Genomic DNA, 18474 nt, shown 5'->3' on the forward strand with positions numbered 1-18474 from the left:
CGCTCCCACAAAAAAACATCACATCCGGAACACGCCGAAGCGGCTCGGTTCGATTGGCGCGTTCAGCGACGCGGACAGGGCCAGGGCCAATACATCGCGGGTCTGCGCCGGGTCGATGACGCCGTCGTCCCACAGCCTTGCGCTGGAATAATAGGGGTGACCCTGTTCTTCGTACTGATCAAGAATCGGCTGCTTGATCTCGGTCTCCTGCTCGGCGCTGAACGCCTGACCGCTGCGTTCGGCTTGTTCGCGTTTGACCTGCACCAGGACGCCTGCGGCCTGTTCGGCGCCCATCACGCCAATCCGCGCGTTCGGCCACATCCACAAGAAACGCGGATCGTAAGCGCGCCCGCACATGCCGTAGTTGCCGGCACCGAAGCTGCCGCCGATGATCACGGTGAATTTCGGCACCTTGGCGCAGGCCACTGCGGTCACCAGTTTCGCGCCGTGCTTGGCGATGCCGCCGGCTTCGTATTTCTGGCCGACCATGAAACCGGTGATGTTCTGCAGAAACAGCAGCGGGATGCCGCGCTGGCAGGCCAGTTCGATGAAGTGCGCGCCTTTCTGCGCAGCTTCGGCGAAGAGGATGCCGTTGTTCGCCAGAATCGCGATCGGATAGCCGTGCAAGTGAGCGAAACCGCAGACCAGCGTGGTGCCGAAGAGGGCTTTGAACTCATCGAACACTGAGCCGTCGACCAGCCGCGCAATCACTTCGCGCACATCGAATGGCTGCTTGGCGTCAGCCGGAACCACGCCGTACAACTCGTCGCTGGCGTACAGCGGCGCGATCGGTGTGCGTTGCTGCACCTCGCCGAGCTTGCGCCAGTTGAGGTTGGCGACGCTGCGGCGGGCGAGGGCGAGGGCGTGTTCGTCGTTCTCGGCGTAATGGTCGGCCACGCCGGAGGTCTTGCAGTGCACATCGGCGCCGCCGAGGTCTTCGGCGCTGACCACTTCGCCGGTCGCGGCTTTTACCAGCGGCGGGCCGGCGAGGAAAATCGTCGCCTGGTTGCGCACCATGATCGCTTCGTCTGCCATCGCCGGCACATACGCGCCGCCTGCGGTGCACGAACCCATCACCACAGCGATCTGCGGGATGCCCATGGCGCTCATGTTGGCCTGATTGAAGAATATCCGCCCGAAATGCTCGCGATCCGGAAACACCTCGTCCTGACGCGGCAGGTTGGCGCCACCGGAATCCACCAGATAAATGCACGGCAGGCGATTCTGCTGGGCGATGGTCTGCGCGCGCAGGTGTTTTTTCACGGTGAGCGGGTAATACGAGCCACCTTTCACCGTCGCATCGTTGGCGACGATCATGCACTCGACGCCTTCAACGCGACCGATCCCGGCGATCACCCCGGCAGCCGGCACGTCTTCGCCGTAAACCGCATGGGCGGCCAGTTGGCTGATTTCGAGAAACGGCGAGCCCGGATCAAGCAAGCGATTGATGCGCTCGCGCGGCAGCAATTTACCCCGCGAGGTGTGGCGTTCCTGCGCTTTGACACCGCCACCCTGCGCCACTTGGGCGAGCAAGGTGTGCAGCGCGTCGACCTGTTTGAGCATCGCCGCACTGTTGGCGGCGAACTCCGCTGAACGCGGGTTGAGCTGAGTGTGCAGAATCATGGGGCTTACTCCGTAAGCAGCTTCCAGCTACAAGCGGCAAGCTGCAAGTTGGGGCAAGAGCGTGGTTCTCTTGCAGCTTGTCGCTTGCGGCTTGCAGCTGACGAAATTCATTTCGTCTCGTTGAACAGTTCGCGGCCGATCAGCATGCGGCGGATCTCGCTGGTGCCTGCGCCGATTTCGTAGAGCTTGGCGTCGCGCAGCAGGCGGCCGGCGGGGAATTCGTTGATGTAGCCGTTACCGCCGAGAATCTGGATCGCGTCGAGGGCCATTTGCGTGGCGCGTTCGGCGGTGTAGAGGATTACCCCGGCAGCGTCCTTGCGGGTGGTTTCGCCGCGCTCGCAAGCCTGGGCCACCGCGTACAGATAGGCGCGGCTGGCATTGAGCTGGGTGTACATGTCGGCAACTTTGCCCTGGATCAGCTGGAATTCGCCGATGCTCTGGCCGAACTGCTTGCGGTCGTGGATGTACGGCACGATCAGGTCCATGCACGACTGCATGATCCCGGTCGGGCCACCGGAAAGCACCACGCGTTCGTAATCGAGGCCGCTCATCAGCACTTTCACGCCACCGTTGAGCACGCCGAGGATGTTTTCCTCCGGTACTTCGACGTCATCGAAAAACAGCTCGCAGGTGTTGGAGCCACGCATGCCAAGCTTGTCGAACTTGTTGCTGCGGCTGAAGCCTTTCCAGTCACGCTCGACGATGAATGCAGTAATGCCGTGCGGGCCTTTTTCCAGATCGGTCTTGGCGTAGATCACGTACGTATTGGCGTCAGGGCCGTTGGTGATCCAGGTTTTGCTGCCGTTGAGTACGAAGCGATCGCCGCGTTTGTCGGCGCGCAGCTTCATCGAGACCACGTCGGAACCGGCGTTGGGCTCGCTCATCGCCAGGGCGCCGACGTGCTCGCCGCTGATCAGCTTCGGCAGGTATTTGGTTTTCTGTTCGTGGTTGCCGTTGCGGTTGATCTGGTTGACGCAAAGGTTGGAGTGCGCGCCATAGGACAACGCCACCGACGCCGAGCCACGGCTGATTTCTTCCATCGCCACCACATGCGCGAGGTAACCCAGACCTGCGCCGCCGTACTCCTCCGGCACGGTGATGCCGAGCAGGCCCATGTCACCGAATTTGCGCCACATGTCGGCGGGGAACAGGTTGTCGTGGTCGATCTGCGCGGCGCGCGGGGCGATCTGATCGGCGACGAAGGACTGCACCTGATCGCGCAGCATGTCGATGGTTTCACCGAGGGCGAAATTCAGGGATGGATAGCTCATGAGGCACCTTTTGGCTTTTTTATCGGGTGGAGCGCACGACGAATCGGCGTTCAGCTTTACGTTAACGTAAAGCTTCCGGAGTTCGACTGTCAATCGGCTTTACGTAAGCGTCAACTTGGGCGAGAGTAAGGACAGTTCAGGATCAGATATCGGTTTGTTTCTGGTGGGAGCGAGCCTGCTCGCGAAAGCGCTGTATCAGTCGCCCTCAAGGCTGAATGACGCAGCGTATTCGCGAGCAGGCTCGCTCCCACAGGGATTCAAAACCGGGAAAACCCACTAATAAAGACAATAGGGGTCGTCATGGATCTACCCAGTGCAAACCCGCAGCGCAGCTACACCCGTGGCTCTCAGGACAAAGCCCTGCTGGCGATGACCATCGGTCAGCGCTTCGATCAGACTGTCGCGCAATACCCTGACGGCGAGGCTTTAGTGGTGCGCCATCAGCAGTTGCGTTACTCCTGGCGGCAACTGGCCGAAGCGGTGGATGAGCAGGCCAGAGCCTTGCTCGCACTGGGTGTGCAGACCGGCGATCGCCTCGGTATCTGGGCGCCGAATTGCGCGCAGTGGTGCATCACCCAGTTCGCCACGGCGAAGATCGGCGTGATCCTGGTCAGCATCAATCCCGCCTACCGCAGCTCCGAACTCGAGTACGTGCTCAAGCAATCCGGCTGCCAGTGGCTGGTTTGTGCCGGAGCGTTCAAGACCTCGAATTACCACGCAATGCTCCAGAGCCTGGCGCCAGAATTGGCTGAGCACGCCATCGGTAAGCTGCGCAGCGAACGCCTGCCGGAGTTGCGCGGCGTGATCAGCCTCGATGCCAATCCGCCGCCCGGTTTTCTGCCGTGGTCACAACTGAGCAAACTGGCCGCCAGCGTCTCGCCCGATCAATTGCGCGAACGCAGCGCCAGTCTGCATTTCGATCAACCAGTGAATATCCAGTACACCTCCGGCACTACCGGTTTCCCCAAGGGCGCGACCCTCAGTCACTACAACATTCTCAACAACGGCTACATGGTCGGCGAAAGCCTCGGCCTGACGACTGCCGATCGTCTAGTGATACCGGTGCCGCTGTATCACTGCTTCGGCATGGTCATGGGCAACCTCGGTTGCGTCACCCATGGCAGCACGATGATTTACCCCAACGACGCTTTCGATCCGGCGCTGACCCTGCAAGCGGTGGCCGAAGAAAAAGCCACGGCGCTGTACGGTGTGCCGACCATGTTCATCGCCATGCTCGATCAGCCGCAACGGCAGACTTTCGACCTGTCGAGCCTGCGCACCGGGATCATGGCCGGCGCCACCTGTCCTATCGAGGTCATGCGCCGGGTGATCAACGAAATGCACATGAGCGAAGTGCAGATCGCCTACGGCATGACCGAAACCAGTCCGGTGTCGTTGCAGACCGGGCCGGCGGATGAGCTGGAGTTGCGTGTCACCACTGTCGGCCGCACCCAGCCGCAACTGGAAAGCAAGATCATCGACACCGCCGGCAACCTTGTGCCGCGCGGCACCATTGGCGAATTGTGCACGCGCGGTTACAGCGTGATGCTCGGCTACTGGAACAACCCGCAGGCTACTGCCGAAGCCATCGATGAGGCGGGGTGGATGCACACCGGCGACCTGGCGAGCATGAACGAGGAGGGTTACGTCAACATCGCCGGGCGTAACAAGGACATGATCATTCGTGGCGGCGAGAACGTTTATCCGCGTGAGCTGGAGGAATTCTTCTTCACCCATCCGGCGGTGGCGGACGTGCAGGTGATCGGTATTCCGTGCTCGCGCTACGGTGAGGAAATCGTCGCCTGGATCAAATTCCACCCCGGCCACAGCGCCTCCGAACTGGAGCTGCAAGCCTGGTGCAAGGAACGCATCGCCCATTTCAAGACACCGCGTTACTTCAAATTCGTCGACGCGTTTCCGATGACGGTGACGGGCAAGATCCAGAAATTCAGGATGCGTGAGATCAGTATCGAGGAGCTGAAAACAATCGAGCGGTAACCTAAACCCTGTGGGAGCTGGCTTGCCAGCGATGGCGTCAGGTCAGCCAGCATCAATGTTGAATGTTCTACCGCAATCGCTGGCAAGCCAGCTCCCACAGGGATCGGGGGATTCAGGAATCACAGAAAGCACAAAGGGGAGCCGAAGCTCCCCTTTAATTTGTCGTTGCGTGCTCTTTTTATTATTGAGGGTCGGTCTGTTGTTGTTTTTGGCAACCGTGGCCCTGTACAGCTTTTTGGCGACCCCCATCCGGGGTCAAGAGCAAACGTATTTTTTTGAGCGCTGATCTGCTTTCTCGTTTAACGATCCAACCGATTCGGGAGCTACCTGAAGGTAGTTTTATTGTTCTCTGCCCGGTTGCGGGTCACTCCTGAGAGCACCCTGAAAAGCACACCTTCTCCAAAAAAATCTGTTAGCTGCGTCTCTGCCGTGTTGTTCTTGTTATGTCAGAGTCGTTTCGTCTTGTTTTTATTGGTTTGCGGCTTTTTATTCTTGTTATGCCATAGAGATAGCAGGTGTCGTGCCAACTTTTAAAAAGCCTTACAAATCAGTGATTTAGGTTTTTCTGGCTTTTTCACCCCAGGGCAAAGCCAGACAATTTGTTTCCGTGTTACTCGCTTTTGCCCACAGCACTGACCCAGCGGTAACACCTCACTGCGCGCTGCGTGCCTTGGCCACTCGCGAACCGCTTGGACGGCCGAGCACTGCACTGATCTGCTGGCCCGCAGCAATCAAGGCGTCCAGGTCGATACCGGTCTCGATGCCCAGGCCATTGAGCAGGTACACCACGTCTTCGGTCGCAACGTTACCGCTCGCGCCTTTGGCGTAAGGGCAGCCGCCAAGGCCGGCGATAGAGCTGTCGAACACCGCAATGCCTTCGAGCAGGCTGGCGTAGATATTGGCCATGGCCTGGCCATAGGTGTCGTGGAAATGCCCGGCAAGCTTGTCCCGTGGTACCTGCGCCGAGACCACCTCGAACAGGCGCCGGGTCGCGCCCGCCGTGCCGGTGCCGATGGTGTCGCCCAGCGACACTTCGTAGCAGCCCATCGCGTACAGCTCGCGCGCGACCATCGCCACTTGCTCCGGCGCAACCGTGCCTTCATACGGGCAGCCCAGCACACAGGAAACATAACCGCGCACGGTAACGCCGTGTTGTTTCGCGGCTTCCATGATCGGCGCAAACCGCGCCAGGCTCTCGCTGATCGAGCAATTGATGTTGCGCTGCGAGAACGCCTCGGAGGCGGCGGCGAACACCGCGACTTCCTTGACCCCGGCGGCGAGCGCGTCTTCAAAGCCGCGCAGGTTCGGCGCCAGCGCGCCGTAGGTCACGCCGGGCTTGCGCTGAATTTGCGCGAACACCTCGGCGGAGCCGGCCATCTGCGGTACCCATTTGGGCGAAACGAAACTGCCGACTTCGATGTAGCCGAGCCCGGCGGCGCTCAGGGCATCGACCAGTTGCACCTTGTCAGCCACGCTGATCGGTTGGGCTTCGTTCTGCAGGCCATCGCGCGGGCCGACTTCGATCAGGCGTACTTGGGAGGGGAGGGACATGGGTGGGACCTGCCTGTTTTTTTAGTTCACGAAGAACCCTGTGGGAGCGAGCCTGCTCGCGAAAGCGGTGGATCAGTCACCGTTAATGTTGGATGACAGAATGCATTCGCGAGCAGGCTCGCTCCCACAGGGGCGCCAGTGTTGGCTAGACCGCCTGCTGGCTCTTGAGCGTCTGCTCCAATGCCTGCACGCAGCGCTCTTCTGCTGTATCCAGCTCAAGCTTCATCTGTTCGATATCCAGCAACTGCTGTTCGAGCTGTTCGCGGCGTTCGCTGATTTTGGCCAGCATGCTGTTGAGCTGTTTGGTGTTACCGCCGGACGGATCATAGAGCTCGATCAGCTCGCGGCATTCGGCCAGGGAAAAACCGATGCGCTTGCCACGCAGGATCAGCTTCAGGGTGACCTTGTCGCGCGGCGAATAGATACGTTCCTGGCCACGACGCTCGGGGCTGAGCAGGCCTTGCTCTTCATAAAAGCGGATCGCCCGGGTGGTGATGTCCAGCTCGCGGGCGAGATCGGAAATGCTGTAGGTCTGACTGCTCATGAAAGCGCTCGGAAAAGGGGCATGGCGCTAAGCTAATCGGTGGTTTACGTTTACGTCAAGGCTCAAGATCCTCGCTGCGTTTGCCGGCCTATTCGCGAGCAGGCTCGCTCCCACACTGAATTGCATTTCACCGGAAGGAATGCAGTCGAATGTGGGAGCGAGCCTGCTCGCGAAGAACGATAACGCGGTAAAAAAGCCCTACACCTTCTCCAGCTTCTTCTCCTGCGCCGTCACCTGTTGGCACAACTCGATCATCTGCTCGCGCATCCAGCGGTTGGCCGGGTCCTGGTCGGTGCTCTCATGCCAATACAGGTGCGTTTCCACCGAGGGCACATCATTCACCGGCAAATTGAACGATTGCAGATCATGGCGGCGGGCGAAGCGTTCCGGCACGGTCATGACCATGTCGGTCTGCTGCATCACTTGCGAAGCCATCAAATAGTGCTGCGAGCGCAGGGCGATCTTGCGCTGGATGCCCATTTTGCCCAGCGCCAGATCGACATAGCCCAGCCCGCTGCGGCGGCTGGAAATATGGATGTGAGTCAGCGACAAATAGTCATCGAGGCTGAGTTTTTCCTTGCCCGCCATTGGATGGCCCTTGCGCATGGCGCAGACGTAACGGTCGTCCATCAGCTTGACGTGGCGTACCTGCGGGTCGGTGTTGAGCGGCGCATCCACGGCGAAATCCAGACGCCCGGCGGCCAGTTCCTTGGTGGTTTCCCGGCGCTTGGACAGAAAGCTTTCGATGATCACCGTCGGCGCCAGGCGGCGCAGACGCTGGAACAAGGGCGGCAGAATGATTGCCTCCGTCAAATCGGTCATGCTGATGCGGTAAGTCTTGGCCGCCTGCGCCGGGTTGAAGATGCGGCTTTCCTGCACCGACACGCGCAGCAGCGACAGGGCGTTGCGCACCGGGCCGATGATGTTCTGCGCCATCGGCGTGGGCACCATGCCCTGAGCGGTACGCACGAAGAGCGGGTCGTTGAAGGTTTCGCGCAACCGCGCCAGGGCATTGGACACCGCCGGCTGGGTGATGCCGACAATCTGCCCGGCGCGGGTCAGGTTGGCTTCCGTGTAGATCGCGTCGAAGACGATGAAAAGGTTCAGGTCGACCTTGCTCAGATTCATAACGCGGCTTCTCTTGTTATTAAGTGCAAGTGTTTTGGGGCTGACGATCAGCGGATCATATATTGGTGATGAATGTTTATACACGCCGAGAATAGGCTAGGTAAATGATCAGCGCTGTTCTAGCATCGATTGCATGACTTGAACAACCTCTGCCCGAGAAGGTAACTACCCATGGATTTCGCTTATTCGCCCAAGGTTCAGGAACTGCGTGAGCGCGTGACTGCGTTCATGGACACTTACGTTTACCCGGCCGAAGCGGTGTTCGAACGCCAGGTCGCCGAGGGCGATCGCTGGCAGCCGACCGCAATCATGGAAGAGCTCAAGGCCAAGGCCAAGGCTGAGGGTCTGTGGAATTTGTTTCTGCCTGAGTCCGAGCTGGGCGCCGGCCTGAGCAACCTCGAATATGCGCCATTGGCGGAAATCATGGGCCGTTCCCTGCTGGGGCCGGAGCCGTTCAACTGCTCGGCGCCGGACACCGGCAACATGGAAGTATTGGTGCGCTACGCCAACGAAGAGCAGAAACAGCGCTGGCTCGAGCCGCTGCTGCGCGGCGAGATCCGTTCGGCGTTCGCCATGACCGAGCCCGACGTGGCATCTTCCGACGCGACCAACATGGCCGCTCGGGCCGTGCGCGATGGCGATCAGTGGGTGATCAACGGTAAGAAATGGTGGACTTCCGGCGCCTGCGATCCGCGCTGCAAGATCCTGATTTTCATGGGCCTGAGCAACCCCGACGCGCCGCGTCACGCCCAGCACTCGATGATTCTCGTGCCGGTCGACACCCCCGGGGTGAAAATCGTCCGTCCGCTGCCGGTGTTCGGCTACGACGACGCACCGCACGGTCACGCCGAAGTGCTGTTCGACAACGTTCGCGTCCCGTACGAAAACGTCCTGCTCGGTGAAGGACGCGGCTTCGAAATCGCTCAGGGTCGCCTTGGCCCAGGCCGCATTCACCACTGCATGCGTTCGATCGGCATGGCCGAGCGTGCGCTGGAACTGATGTGCAAACGCTCGGTGAGCCGCACCGCATTCGGCAAACCGCTGGCCCGTCTGGGCGGCAACATCGACAAGATCGCCGACTCGCGGATGGAGATCGACATGGCGCGTCTGCTGACGTTGAAAGCGGCGTACATGATGGACACCGTCGGCAACAAAGTGGCGAAAAGCGAGATTGCGCAGATCAAAGTCGTCGCACCGAACGTGGCCCTGCGGGTGATCGACCGCGCTATCCAGATGCATGGCGGGGCAGGGGTGTCGAACGATTTCCCGCTGGCCTACATGTATGCGATGCAACGCACCCTGCGTCTGGCCGACGGCCCCGACGAAGTGCACCGCGCGGCGATTGGCAAGTTCGAGATCGGCAAGTATGTGCCGAAGGAGATGATGCGTAGCGGCCAGTAATACCGCGTCGCCTCATTCGCGAGCAGGCTCGCTCCCACAAGATTTGTGCACGCCACAGATCCAATGTGGGAGCGAGCCTGCTCGCGAAAGGGCCTGTACACTCAGCACATCGACATCAGGATCAATACACCCAAACCTCAACCCGCCGATTCTTGATCCGCCCTTCATCCGCGCTGTTGGTCGCCACCGGCATCAGCGCACCAAAGCCGCGTACTTCGCGCATGACCACACCGTTTTTGACCAGCTCGCGCCGCACCGCCATCGCTCGCAGCTTCGACAGCAGATCGGCCCGCGCCGGGTCATCCTTCAAATCACCAAACCCCACCAGCGCCACCGCCCGTTCGGTCTTGCCATGGCGCTTTATATAGTCGAGCACCCGCGCCAGATCCTGCCGCGCCTTGTTGTCCAGACTGGCGCTGCCCTCGGCAAAACGGAAATTCACTGTCAGACGCTGGGCATGCCGGCTGAGGGATTGGTAACCATCGGGCATCAGCGCATTCGGCGCCACGCTCATGGCTTGTACGGTCTGGCTGACAAAACCGCTGGCCGCGACGATCGCCTGACCCTCTGGGCTCTGGGCAAAGCTGGCCAACGCCTGCACCCACTGATTCTGTGTGTCGGGCGGCAGATAAAAGAACAGGCGCCGCGACAGCGGATAGTCTTCGGTGGCGATCAGGCTATTCAGCGGCAACATCGCTTGCGAGGCGCCGTCGGCAATCGCCACGGCTTTGGCCTGACGCACGTAAGGCAAGCCGATGAAGCCGATACCTTGCGGATCGTTGCTGACCGCATCGGACAATTGCTCGCTGGATTCGAAACGTTTCGCCGCGCTGCTCAGACTTTTCCCACGCCGGCTCAGGACCAGTTCCTTGAACGTGTCGTACGTCCCCGATTGATCATCCCGCGCATATAAATGAATGGCGCCGCCACGGCCACCGAGCTCTTCCCAGGTTTTCACTTCGCCGGCAAAAATCCGCGCCAGTTGCTCGGTGTTCAACTGCTCAAGCGGGTTGGCCGGGTTGAGGATAATCGCCAGGCCATCGATGGCGATGACTTGCTCGGCCGCCGGGCTTTTCAGATCGCCGAGGGTTTGCAGGGCAAGCAGTTCGCTGTCCTTGATCTCACGGGAAGAGGCGGCCAGATCGGCGCTGGCGTTTTTCAACGCAGCGAAACCGGTGCTGGAACCGTGAGCGGCAACTTCGATGATCACGCGTTGCCCTTGTGCGGTCTGGCCGACGATGCGTTGTTCGTTGGCGGTGTCCGGGGTTTCGCGGTGGATTTTCAGCAGGCTTTGTTCCTGCAACAGGCCTTCGACCAGCGCCGGACCCAGATCGGCACCGATGGTGTTGGAACCCTGAATGCGCAATGCCGGGCCGTTTTCGGGGATCGGCAGGGCGGCGGCGTAGATCGACAGCCAGCCACTCAACAGGAAAACGCAGAGAACACGCAGGGTCATGCCGGCACCGAATCAAGCCAAGGGGATTGCCGGGGAGATTAAGTCAGGCGCGTGACCGAAATATGACAGGGGATTACCTGTGGGAGCGAGCCTGCTCGCGAAGGCGCCGTGTCAGTCGAAAAATTCGTCGCTGATCCACCGCATTCGCGAGCAGGCTCGCTCCCACAATGAAAATTCCCTCAGTCTGGATCAGGCCAGCTCAAGCCAGATCGGCGCATGGTCCGATGGCTTTTCCATGCCGCGCAGTTCGTAGTCCACGCCGGCGTCCTTGACCCGTGGCAGCAGGCCATGGGAAGCCAGAATTACATCGATGCGCAGGCCGCGTTTGGGCTCATCTTCAAAGCCACGGCTGCGGTAGTCGAACCAGCTGAACATGTCGCTCACGTCGGGGTTGAGGTGACGGTAGCTGTCGGTCAGGCCCCAGTTTTTCAGGCGCGCCATCCACTCGCGCTCCTCCGGCAGGAAGCTGCATTTGCCGGTTTTCAGCCAGCGCTTCATGTTGTCCGGGCCGATGCCGATGTCGCAGTCTTCCGGGGAAATGTTCACATCGCCCATCACCACCAGTGGCTGTTCATTGTGGAACTGGCTTTCCAGCAGCGCTTGCAGATCGCTGTAGAAACGCTCTTTGGCAGGGAATTTGGTTGGGTGGTCGCGGCTTTCACCTTGTGGGAAATAGCCGTTCATGATCGTCACCGGCACGCCATTGGCATCAGCGAAAGTGCCCCAGATAAAGCGCCGCTGCGCGTCTTCTTCATCGGTGGCGAAGCCTTTATGGATGGCGATCGGTTCGTTGCGCGAGAGCAGGGCGACCCCGTAATGACCTTTCTGGCCATGGAAGTGCACGTGGTAGCCGAGGGCGCGGATGTCTTCGAGGGGGAACTGGTCGTCGTGGACCTTGGTTTCCTGCAGGCCGATCACGTCGGGCTGATGTTTTTCGATCAGCGCTGCCAGCTGATGCGGACGGGCACGCAGTCCGTTGATGTTGAAGGAAACAATCTTCATGGTCGGCAGTCCTGGCAAAAGGGCGATGCTAGCTGACATGGGGGAGATGGGCCAGTGTGGGACAAATCATTTTGGCCTGTGGGATTTGTGATGCCCTATGCAGCGCCTCTGTGGGAGCGAGCCTGCTCGCGAAGAGGCCGGCGAGATCGATGAAGATCCCGACTTGGTCTATACCTGTCAGGGGAACCACCACATCCGCCCAAGGTTCGTACCAACAAGCGCGCCAGCCTCCGAGCGCGCCCCCGGGGAGAATCACTGCAATGCCTGAAACCCAGACCGCCGTTGCCGACATCCACATGCTCGACCGCGGCTATTCGCGCGAAGCCCGCTCGTTGCTGTATCAGGCCTATCGCCACGAGCCGACCTTCGGCTACCTGTTCGAAGCCGAACGTCCCGGCTATGAACAACGGGTGCGCGCGACGGTGCGCGAGTTGGTCAAACAGCATTTTCTCCAGGACCTGCCGGCGATCGGCCTGTTGGTCAACGATCGCTTGATCGGCATCGCCCTGATCGCACCGCCGCAACGGCGCCTGGGCGTTACCGAAAGCTGGGCATGGCGCCTGCGCATGGTGCTCAGCACCGGTTTTCGCTGCACCCGGCGTTATCTGGAATACCACGATGCCGTTGCTGCATGCGTGCCGGGTGATTCGGTGCACATGCTGCCGTTGCTCGGCGTTCACCCGCAGTTTCAGGGCAAGCATTACGGCGAACAATTGCTCACTGCCGTGCACAACTGGTGCGCCGTCGATGAAACATCGCAAGGCGTGGTGCTCGACACCGGCAACCCGCGCTACCTGGAATTCTATAAAAGGCAGGGTTATCAGGAGATCGGCGAGGTTGCCGTCGGGCCGGTGCGCGAACACGTATTTTTCCACGCCAATCCGCAGGTGTTACAAACAGCAACGGGATAATGATCGAACTTCTTCACAAATTACCTGTTCTATCAGGCTCCCGAGCCCGTGATAGCATCCGCGCCTATGAAGTTTCCACGAAGATTTACCAGCGGCGTGCTGATGCTGTTATCCAGCTGCGCGGCGCTGGCGCAAAGTGAATTGGATGTACGGATCAAGCCGTCCAACGATGAACTCAAGGCCAATATAGAAGGCTATATCGGCAGCCTCGGCGATCGCGACGAAGAAGCCTTGCTGCGTTTCAGTCGCGGCGCCGAAGAGCAGGCGCGCAAAGCGGCTCAGGCGCTGGGCTACTACCAGCCGCAGATCGACAGTGACGTCAAGGGCGGGGAAAAACCGCGTCTGGTGCTGAACATCGATCCCGGCGAACCGATTCGCCTGCGCAACGTCACCGTGCGTGTCGATGGCCCGGCAGCCTCGCTGAGATCCTTCCGCGTGCCGAAAAGCGACCTGCTCAAATCCGGGGCAGTGCTCAACCATGGCCGGTACGAAGACGCCAAACGGGTGATCCAGAACCAGGCCTCGCGCTTCGGTTACTTCAGCGGTCATTTCACCAGCCAGAAGCTCATGGTAGATCCCCGCGCGGGCGTGGCCGACATCGAATTGATCTACGACAGCGGCCCGCGCTATGCGCTGGGCAAAGTCAGTTTCGAGGGCGACACGCCGTTCGACGAAGACCTGCTGCAACGCATGGTGCCGTTCAAGGCAGGCGAGCCTTACGATTCGGAACTGATCGCCGAACTCAATCGCGATCTGCAATCGAGCGGCTATTTCGAAGGCGTGCGCGTCGATGCAGCACCGACGGCAGCGCAGAACGATGTGATTCCGGTCGCCGTCAAACTCGACACGCGCAAGCCGCGCACCATGGGCCTGGGCCTCGGTTATTCGACCGACGTCGGGCCACGGATCAAGGCCAACTGGACGCGTCACTGGGTCAACCCGCAGGGCGACAGCTATGGCTGGGAGGCCGAGCTCTCGGCGCCCCGGCAGAACGTCGGGCTGTTTTACGACATCCCGCTCGACCCGCCATTGACCGACAAACTGCGCTGGGCCGGCGGCTATCAGTTCGAAGACATCGAAGGCTCCGACACCCTCAGCAAGCTGCTGACTTTCGGCCCGGAATGGCACAGCAAGTTGCCCAGCGGCTGGCAGCGGGTGATCTCGCTGAAATGGCAACGTGAAGAATACGAACTCGGCGACGACTCCGGCCTGAGCACGTTGCTCATGCCCGGCATCAGTTATTCCTATCTGAAAAGCGACAACCGCATCGACCCGCGTAACGGCTATCGCCTGAGCTTCGAAAGCAAAGTGGCCAAGGAAGGCCTCGGTTCGGACAACAACCTTCTATACGGCACCGCGCTGGTCAAGGGCCTGACCACGGTGTTCGACAAGCACCGCTTGCTCGGTCGCGTGCAGGTCGGCGGCAGCGCCACCAACGGCTACAACTCGATTCCGCCGTCGCTGCGCTTCTTTGCCGGTGGCGATCAGAGCGTGCGCGGTTACGACTATCAGAGCCTGTCGCCGAAAAACTCTGACGGCGACCGCATCGGTGGTCGCTACATGATTGCCGGCAGCGTCGAGTATCAGTATTCGATCGCCGAGAAATGGCGGGTCGCGACCTTCGTCGACCAAGGCAACTCTTTCAACAAACTCGAACTGCCCGACCTCAAGACCGGGGTCGGTGTAGGTGTGCGCTGGGTCTCGCCGGTCGGGCCGATCCGCCTTGACCTAGCCCATGCGCTGGACGACGACGGCGGCATCCGGCTGCACTTTTCCATGGGGCCTGAGCTGTGAAGCGTGGTGTGAAAATAACGGCGCTGACGCTGTTGGCGCTGGTCGTGTTGATTGTCTTGAGCCTGGCCGCACTGCTTGGCACGCAGGCCGGCAGCCGTTGGGCGCTGGGCCTTGTGCCCGGCTTGAGCGTGGAGAATTTCCACGGTCGCCTCGCTGGGCAGTGGAGTGCCGATCACCTGGTGTGGCAGCAGGACACAAGCCGCGTCGAGCTGAACAAGGCAATCTTCGCCTGGTCGCCGCTGTGCCTGACGCGCATGACCTTGTGCATCGATCAGCTCAAGGCCGATCAGGTAATCCTGCAATTCCCGCCGAGCGAAGAAACCACCGAGAGCGGCCCGATCAAACTGCCGGACCTGCAATTGCCGTTGGCCATCGAATTGGGCGACGTCGAGGTGGGCAGCCTGTTGTTCAACGGCAGCGAACAGCTCAAGGGCTTGCAACTGGCGGCGCACTGGACCGCACAAGGCCTGCAGATCGACAGCGTGAAATTGCAGCGCGACGAGCTCAGCCTGAACCTGTCCGGCCTGCTGCAACCGAGCGGCAACTGGCCGCTGACGATTCAGGGCGATTTGACTTTGCCGTCTCCCGGCAGCGAGCCGTGGACGCTGGCGCTGAAAGTTGAAGGTGATCTGCTGAAAACCCTCAACCTGCACGCCGACAGCCGTGGCTACCTCGACGGCCAGTTGAACGGTGAATTGCAAGCGCTGGCGGAAAACCTGCCGGCCAAGCTGCGCATCACCAGCGATGCGTTCAAACCCAGCGCCGATCTGCCGGACACCCTGCAATTCAATCAGCTTGTGCTCACGGGCGAAGGCGACCTGAAAAACGGTTACCAACTGCTCGGCAACGCCACGCTGCCCGCCGAAAAATCGCCAGTGGCGGTGCTGCTCAAGGGCAAGGTTGACGCCAACGGCGCGCAGATCGCCGGGCTCGACCTCAGCGCCAACGACACGCAAAGCCTCAAGCTCACCGGCAACGTCGACTGGAGCAAGGGCCTCAGCGCCCAGGCCAATATCAACTGGCAAGACTTCCCGTGGCACCGGCTCTATCCGGAAATCGACGAGCCGCAAGTGACGTTGCGCACCTTTACCGGCGAAGTGTCCTACACCGACGGTCAGTACCTCGGCAACTTCGACGCTGCGCTGGATGGCCCGGCCGGCGCGTTCACCCTGAGCAGTCCGTTCAGCGGCAGTCTGGAACAGATCGCTTTGCCGCAACTGGTCATGCAGGCCGGGCAGGGCAAGGCCGAAGGGCACGTCAATGTGCGCTTCGCCGATGGCATCGCCTGGGATACTGCGCTGGATCTGTCGGCGCTCAACCCGGCGTACTGGGTCGCCGAACTGCCGGGTACTCTGGCCGGGCCGTTGAAGAGTAAGGGCGAAATGAAGAATGATCAGCTCAGCCTCAGCGCCGACCTCGACCTCAAAGGCAAATTGCGCGGCCAACCGGCGATTCTGCAGGCCAAGGCTGACGGCGCGGGTGAGCGCTGGAACCTCAATGCCCTGCAGATCCGCCTCGGCGACAACAGCATCAACGGCAAGGGCAGCCTGCAGGACAAACTCGGCGGTCAGATCGACATCAAGCTGCCGCGTCTGGCCCAGTTGTGGCCGCAATTGCGCGGGCAGGTTAACGGTCAGATCAACCTCGCCGGTACGCTGAAGGCCCCGCAGGGCAAGCTCGATCTGCAAGGTTCGCAACTGGCCTTCCAGGACAATCGCCTGCAAAGCCTCAACCTCGACGCCACGCTCGACAGTGCGCAGCGGGCGAAGATCAATCTCAAAGGCAGCGGCATTCAGACCGGCGATACCTCGCTCGGCACCCTGACCGCCAGTGCTCAGGGCGATATCAAAAGCCAGAAACTCAACCTCGACCTGATCGGACCGAAGCTGAAACTGGCGCTGGGTCTGGACGGCAATCTCGACAAGGGCAACTGGCGCGGACGCTTGGCCAGTGGCGACATTCAGGCCGGTGGCCAGGACTGGAAGCTGCAAAGCCCGGCCAGACTGGAACGCCTGGCGGACGGCCAGATCAATTTCGGCGCGCATTGCTGGCTGTCCGGCAACGCCAGCCTGTGTGGCGAAGATCAGCGCCTGATGCCCGAGCCTAAGCTGCGTTATCACCTCAAGCAATTCCCGATCGAAAGCCTTGCGCAATGGCTGCCCAAAGACTTCGCCTGGCAGGGCCAGCTCAACGCCGATCTGCAACTGGACCTGCCCGCCAGCGGCCCGAACGGCGTGGTCAGTGTCGATGCCAGCGGCGGCACCCTGCGCGTGCGCGACAAGGATCGCTGGCTGGATTTCCCCTACCAGACCCTCAAACTTAGCAGCAAGCTCACGCCCAAGCGGGTCGACACCGAGCTCAATTTTGTCGGCGGCAAACTCGGCGAATTGCTGGTCCAGGCGCAGCTCAATCCGCTGCCGAAAAACAAACCGCTGAGCGGCTCCTTCCGTCTTTCCGGCCTCGATCTGTCGGTGGCGCGGCCGTTTGTACCGATGGTCGAGAAACTCACCGGCCGCCTCAACGGCAGTGGCACGATCTCCGGTGGTTTGCTCGCGCCGCTGGTCAACGGCACTGTGCAGCTCAGCGATGGCGAAGTGTCCGGCGCCGAACTGCCGATGGAGCTGCAGAATCTGCAACTGACTGCGGCGATCGCCGGCGAATCGATGCGCCTGGACGGAGGCTGGAACAGCGGCAAGACTGGCAAGGGCAGCCTCAACGGCAACGTCGCCTGGGGGCAGGCGCTGGTGGTCGATCTGGCGCTCAAGGGCACGCAATTGCCGGTCAGCGTCGAGCCCTACGCCAAACTGGAAATGGCCCCGGACCTGAAGATTTCCATGGCCGGCGATGAGCTGAAAGTTGCCGGCAAGGTGCTGGTGCCGAAAGGCGAAATCACCGTGCGCGAACTGCCGCCATCAACGGTAAAAGTCTCCGACGACACGATCATCGTCGGCGCACAGACCGAAGAGGGCAAACCACCGATCGCGATGAAAATGGACATCGACGTGATCGTCGGCCAGGACAAGCTGAGCTTTGCCGGTTTCGGCCTGACCGCCAATCTGCAGGGTCAGGTGCACATCGGCGACAACATGGACACCCGTGGCGAACTCTGGCTCAACGACGGCCGCTATCGCGCCTACGGCCAGCGCCTGACCGTGCGTCGCGCGCGTCTGTTGTTCGCCGGTCCCATCGACCAGCCGTATCTGGACATCGAAGCGATCCGCCAGACCGACGACGTCATCGCCGGCATTCGCCTGAGCGGCAGCGCCGAACAGCCGACCACGCAGATCTTCTCCGAACCGGCGATGAGTCAGGAACAGGCGCTGTCGTACCTGGTGCTGGGCCGTCCGCTGAGCACCAGCGGCGAAGATAACAACATGCTCGCGCAAGCCGCGCTGGGCCTGGGCCTGATGGGCAGCGCCGGGGTCACCAGTGGTCTGGCCAAGGATCTGGGCATTGAGGATTTCCAGCTCGACACCCAGGGCAGCGGCAACGACACCAGCGTCGTCGCCAGCGGCAACATCTCCGAGAAACTCAGCCTGCGCTATGGAGTGGGTGTATTCGAACCGGCCAGCACTATCGCTTTGCGCTACAAGCTGAGCAAGAAGGTCTACGTCGAAGCGGCGAGCGGCGTGGCGAGTTCGCTGGATATTTTCTACAAGCGGGATTTCTAGAGCGCACCTGCTTATTTCAATCGAGTCGCGCCCTTCGCGAGCAGGCTCGCTCCCACATTGGAACGCGTTTTCCCTGTGGGAGCGAGCCTGCTCGCGAATGCGGTCGCTCACGCGATAAAACCCA

At 60.9% G+C, this 18474-nt stretch carries 12 protein-coding genes; 5 read left to right on the top strand and 7 right to left on the bottom strand.

Features of this window, described 5'->3' with window-relative positions; all coding sequences use genetic code 11:
* Window positions 1–18: 18 nt before the first annotated feature.
* Both AB4N48_RS07545 and AB4N48_RS07550 read right to left on the bottom strand, forming a co-directional pair.
* A complete protein-coding gene (locus AB4N48_RS07545; RefSeq protein WP_056788823.1) occupies window positions 19–1623 on the bottom strand; it encodes a carboxyl transferase domain-containing protein in 1605 nt (534 codons plus the stop codon).
* A 107-nt stretch (window positions 1624–1730) separates the two neighbouring features.
* Window positions 1731–2894 carry an isovaleryl-CoA dehydrogenase gene (locus AB4N48_RS07550; RefSeq protein WP_024013438.1) on the bottom strand — a complete coding sequence of 388 codons (1164 nt, stop codon included), beginning with the start codon at window positions 2892–2894 and terminating at the stop codon, window positions 1731–1733.
* A 300-nt stretch (window positions 2895–3194) separates the two neighbouring features.
* On the opposite strand from AB4N48_RS07550, the gene AB4N48_RS07555 reads away from it, so the two are divergent.
* Entirely contained in the window at window positions 3195–4892 is a 1698-nt protein-coding gene (locus tag AB4N48_RS07555) for an AMP-binding protein (RefSeq protein WP_460095071.1), read from the top strand.
* Between the two features lie 651 nt (window positions 4893–5543).
* Here AB4N48_RS07555 and AB4N48_RS07560 read toward each other — a convergent pair.
* The 3 genes from AB4N48_RS07560 to AB4N48_RS07570 form a co-directional block, all read right to left on the bottom strand.
* Window positions 5544–6443, bottom strand: a complete 900-nt coding sequence (locus AB4N48_RS07560; RefSeq protein ID WP_137214772.1) for a hydroxymethylglutaryl-CoA lyase — start codon at window positions 6441–6443, stop codon at window positions 5544–5546.
* Between the two features lie 145 nt (window positions 6444–6588).
* Entirely contained in the window at window positions 6589–6987 is a 399-nt protein-coding gene (locus tag AB4N48_RS07565; protein WP_039763349.1) for a MerR family transcriptional regulator, read from the bottom strand.
* A 198-nt stretch (window positions 6988–7185) separates the two neighbouring features.
* Window positions 7186–8115 carry a LysR family transcriptional regulator gene (locus AB4N48_RS07570; RefSeq protein ID WP_056788837.1) on the bottom strand — a complete coding sequence of 310 codons (930 nt, stop codon included), beginning with the start codon at window positions 8113–8115 and terminating at the stop codon, window positions 7186–7188.
* Window positions 8116–8286: 171 nt separating this feature from the next.
* Here AB4N48_RS07570 and AB4N48_RS07575 point away from each other — a divergent pair, with 171 nt between their 5' ends.
* Window positions 8287–9516, top strand: a complete 1230-nt coding sequence (locus AB4N48_RS07575) for an acyl-CoA dehydrogenase (RefSeq protein WP_024013435.1) — start codon at window positions 8287–8289, stop codon at window positions 9514–9516.
* 121 nt (window positions 9517–9637) lie between these two features.
* Here AB4N48_RS07575 and AB4N48_RS07580 read toward each other — a convergent pair whose 3' ends face one another.
* Window positions 9638–10972: a substrate-binding domain-containing protein gene (locus AB4N48_RS07580; protein WP_460095072.1), complete on the bottom strand. Its 1335-nt coding sequence runs from the start codon at window positions 10970–10972 to the stop codon at window positions 9638–9640.
* Window positions 10973–11161: 189 nt separating this feature from the next.
* Complete coding sequence (gene xthA / locus AB4N48_RS07585; protein WP_041477104.1) at window positions 11162–11974, bottom strand: exodeoxyribonuclease III; 813 nt, start codon at window positions 11972–11974, stop codon at window positions 11162–11164.
* Between the two features lie 260 nt (window positions 11975–12234).
* Here xthA and AB4N48_RS07590 point away from each other — a divergent pair, with 260 nt between their 5' ends.
* From AB4N48_RS07590 to AB4N48_RS07600, 3 genes are all read left to right on the top strand, one after another.
* Window positions 12235–12885, top strand: coding sequence for a GNAT family N-acetyltransferase (locus AB4N48_RS07590; RefSeq protein ID WP_041477100.1), 651 nt, complete (start codon window positions 12235–12237; stop codon window positions 12883–12885).
* Window positions 12886–12951: 66 nt separating this feature from the next.
* Window positions 12952–14679 carry an autotransporter assembly complex protein TamA gene (locus tag AB4N48_RS07595; RefSeq protein WP_460095074.1) on the top strand — a complete coding sequence of 576 codons (1728 nt, stop codon included), beginning with the start codon at window positions 12952–12954 and terminating at the stop codon, window positions 14677–14679.
* A complete protein-coding gene (locus tag AB4N48_RS07600) occupies window positions 14676–18350 on the top strand; it encodes a translocation/assembly module TamB domain-containing protein (RefSeq protein ID WP_460095076.1) in 3675 nt (1224 codons plus the stop codon). Before AB4N48_RS07595 ends, AB4N48_RS07600 begins: the two co-directional genes overlap by 4 nt.
* Window positions 18351–18474 lie beyond the last annotated feature (124 nt).

Source organism: Pseudomonas sp. S2_C11 (genome assembly GCF_054668395.1).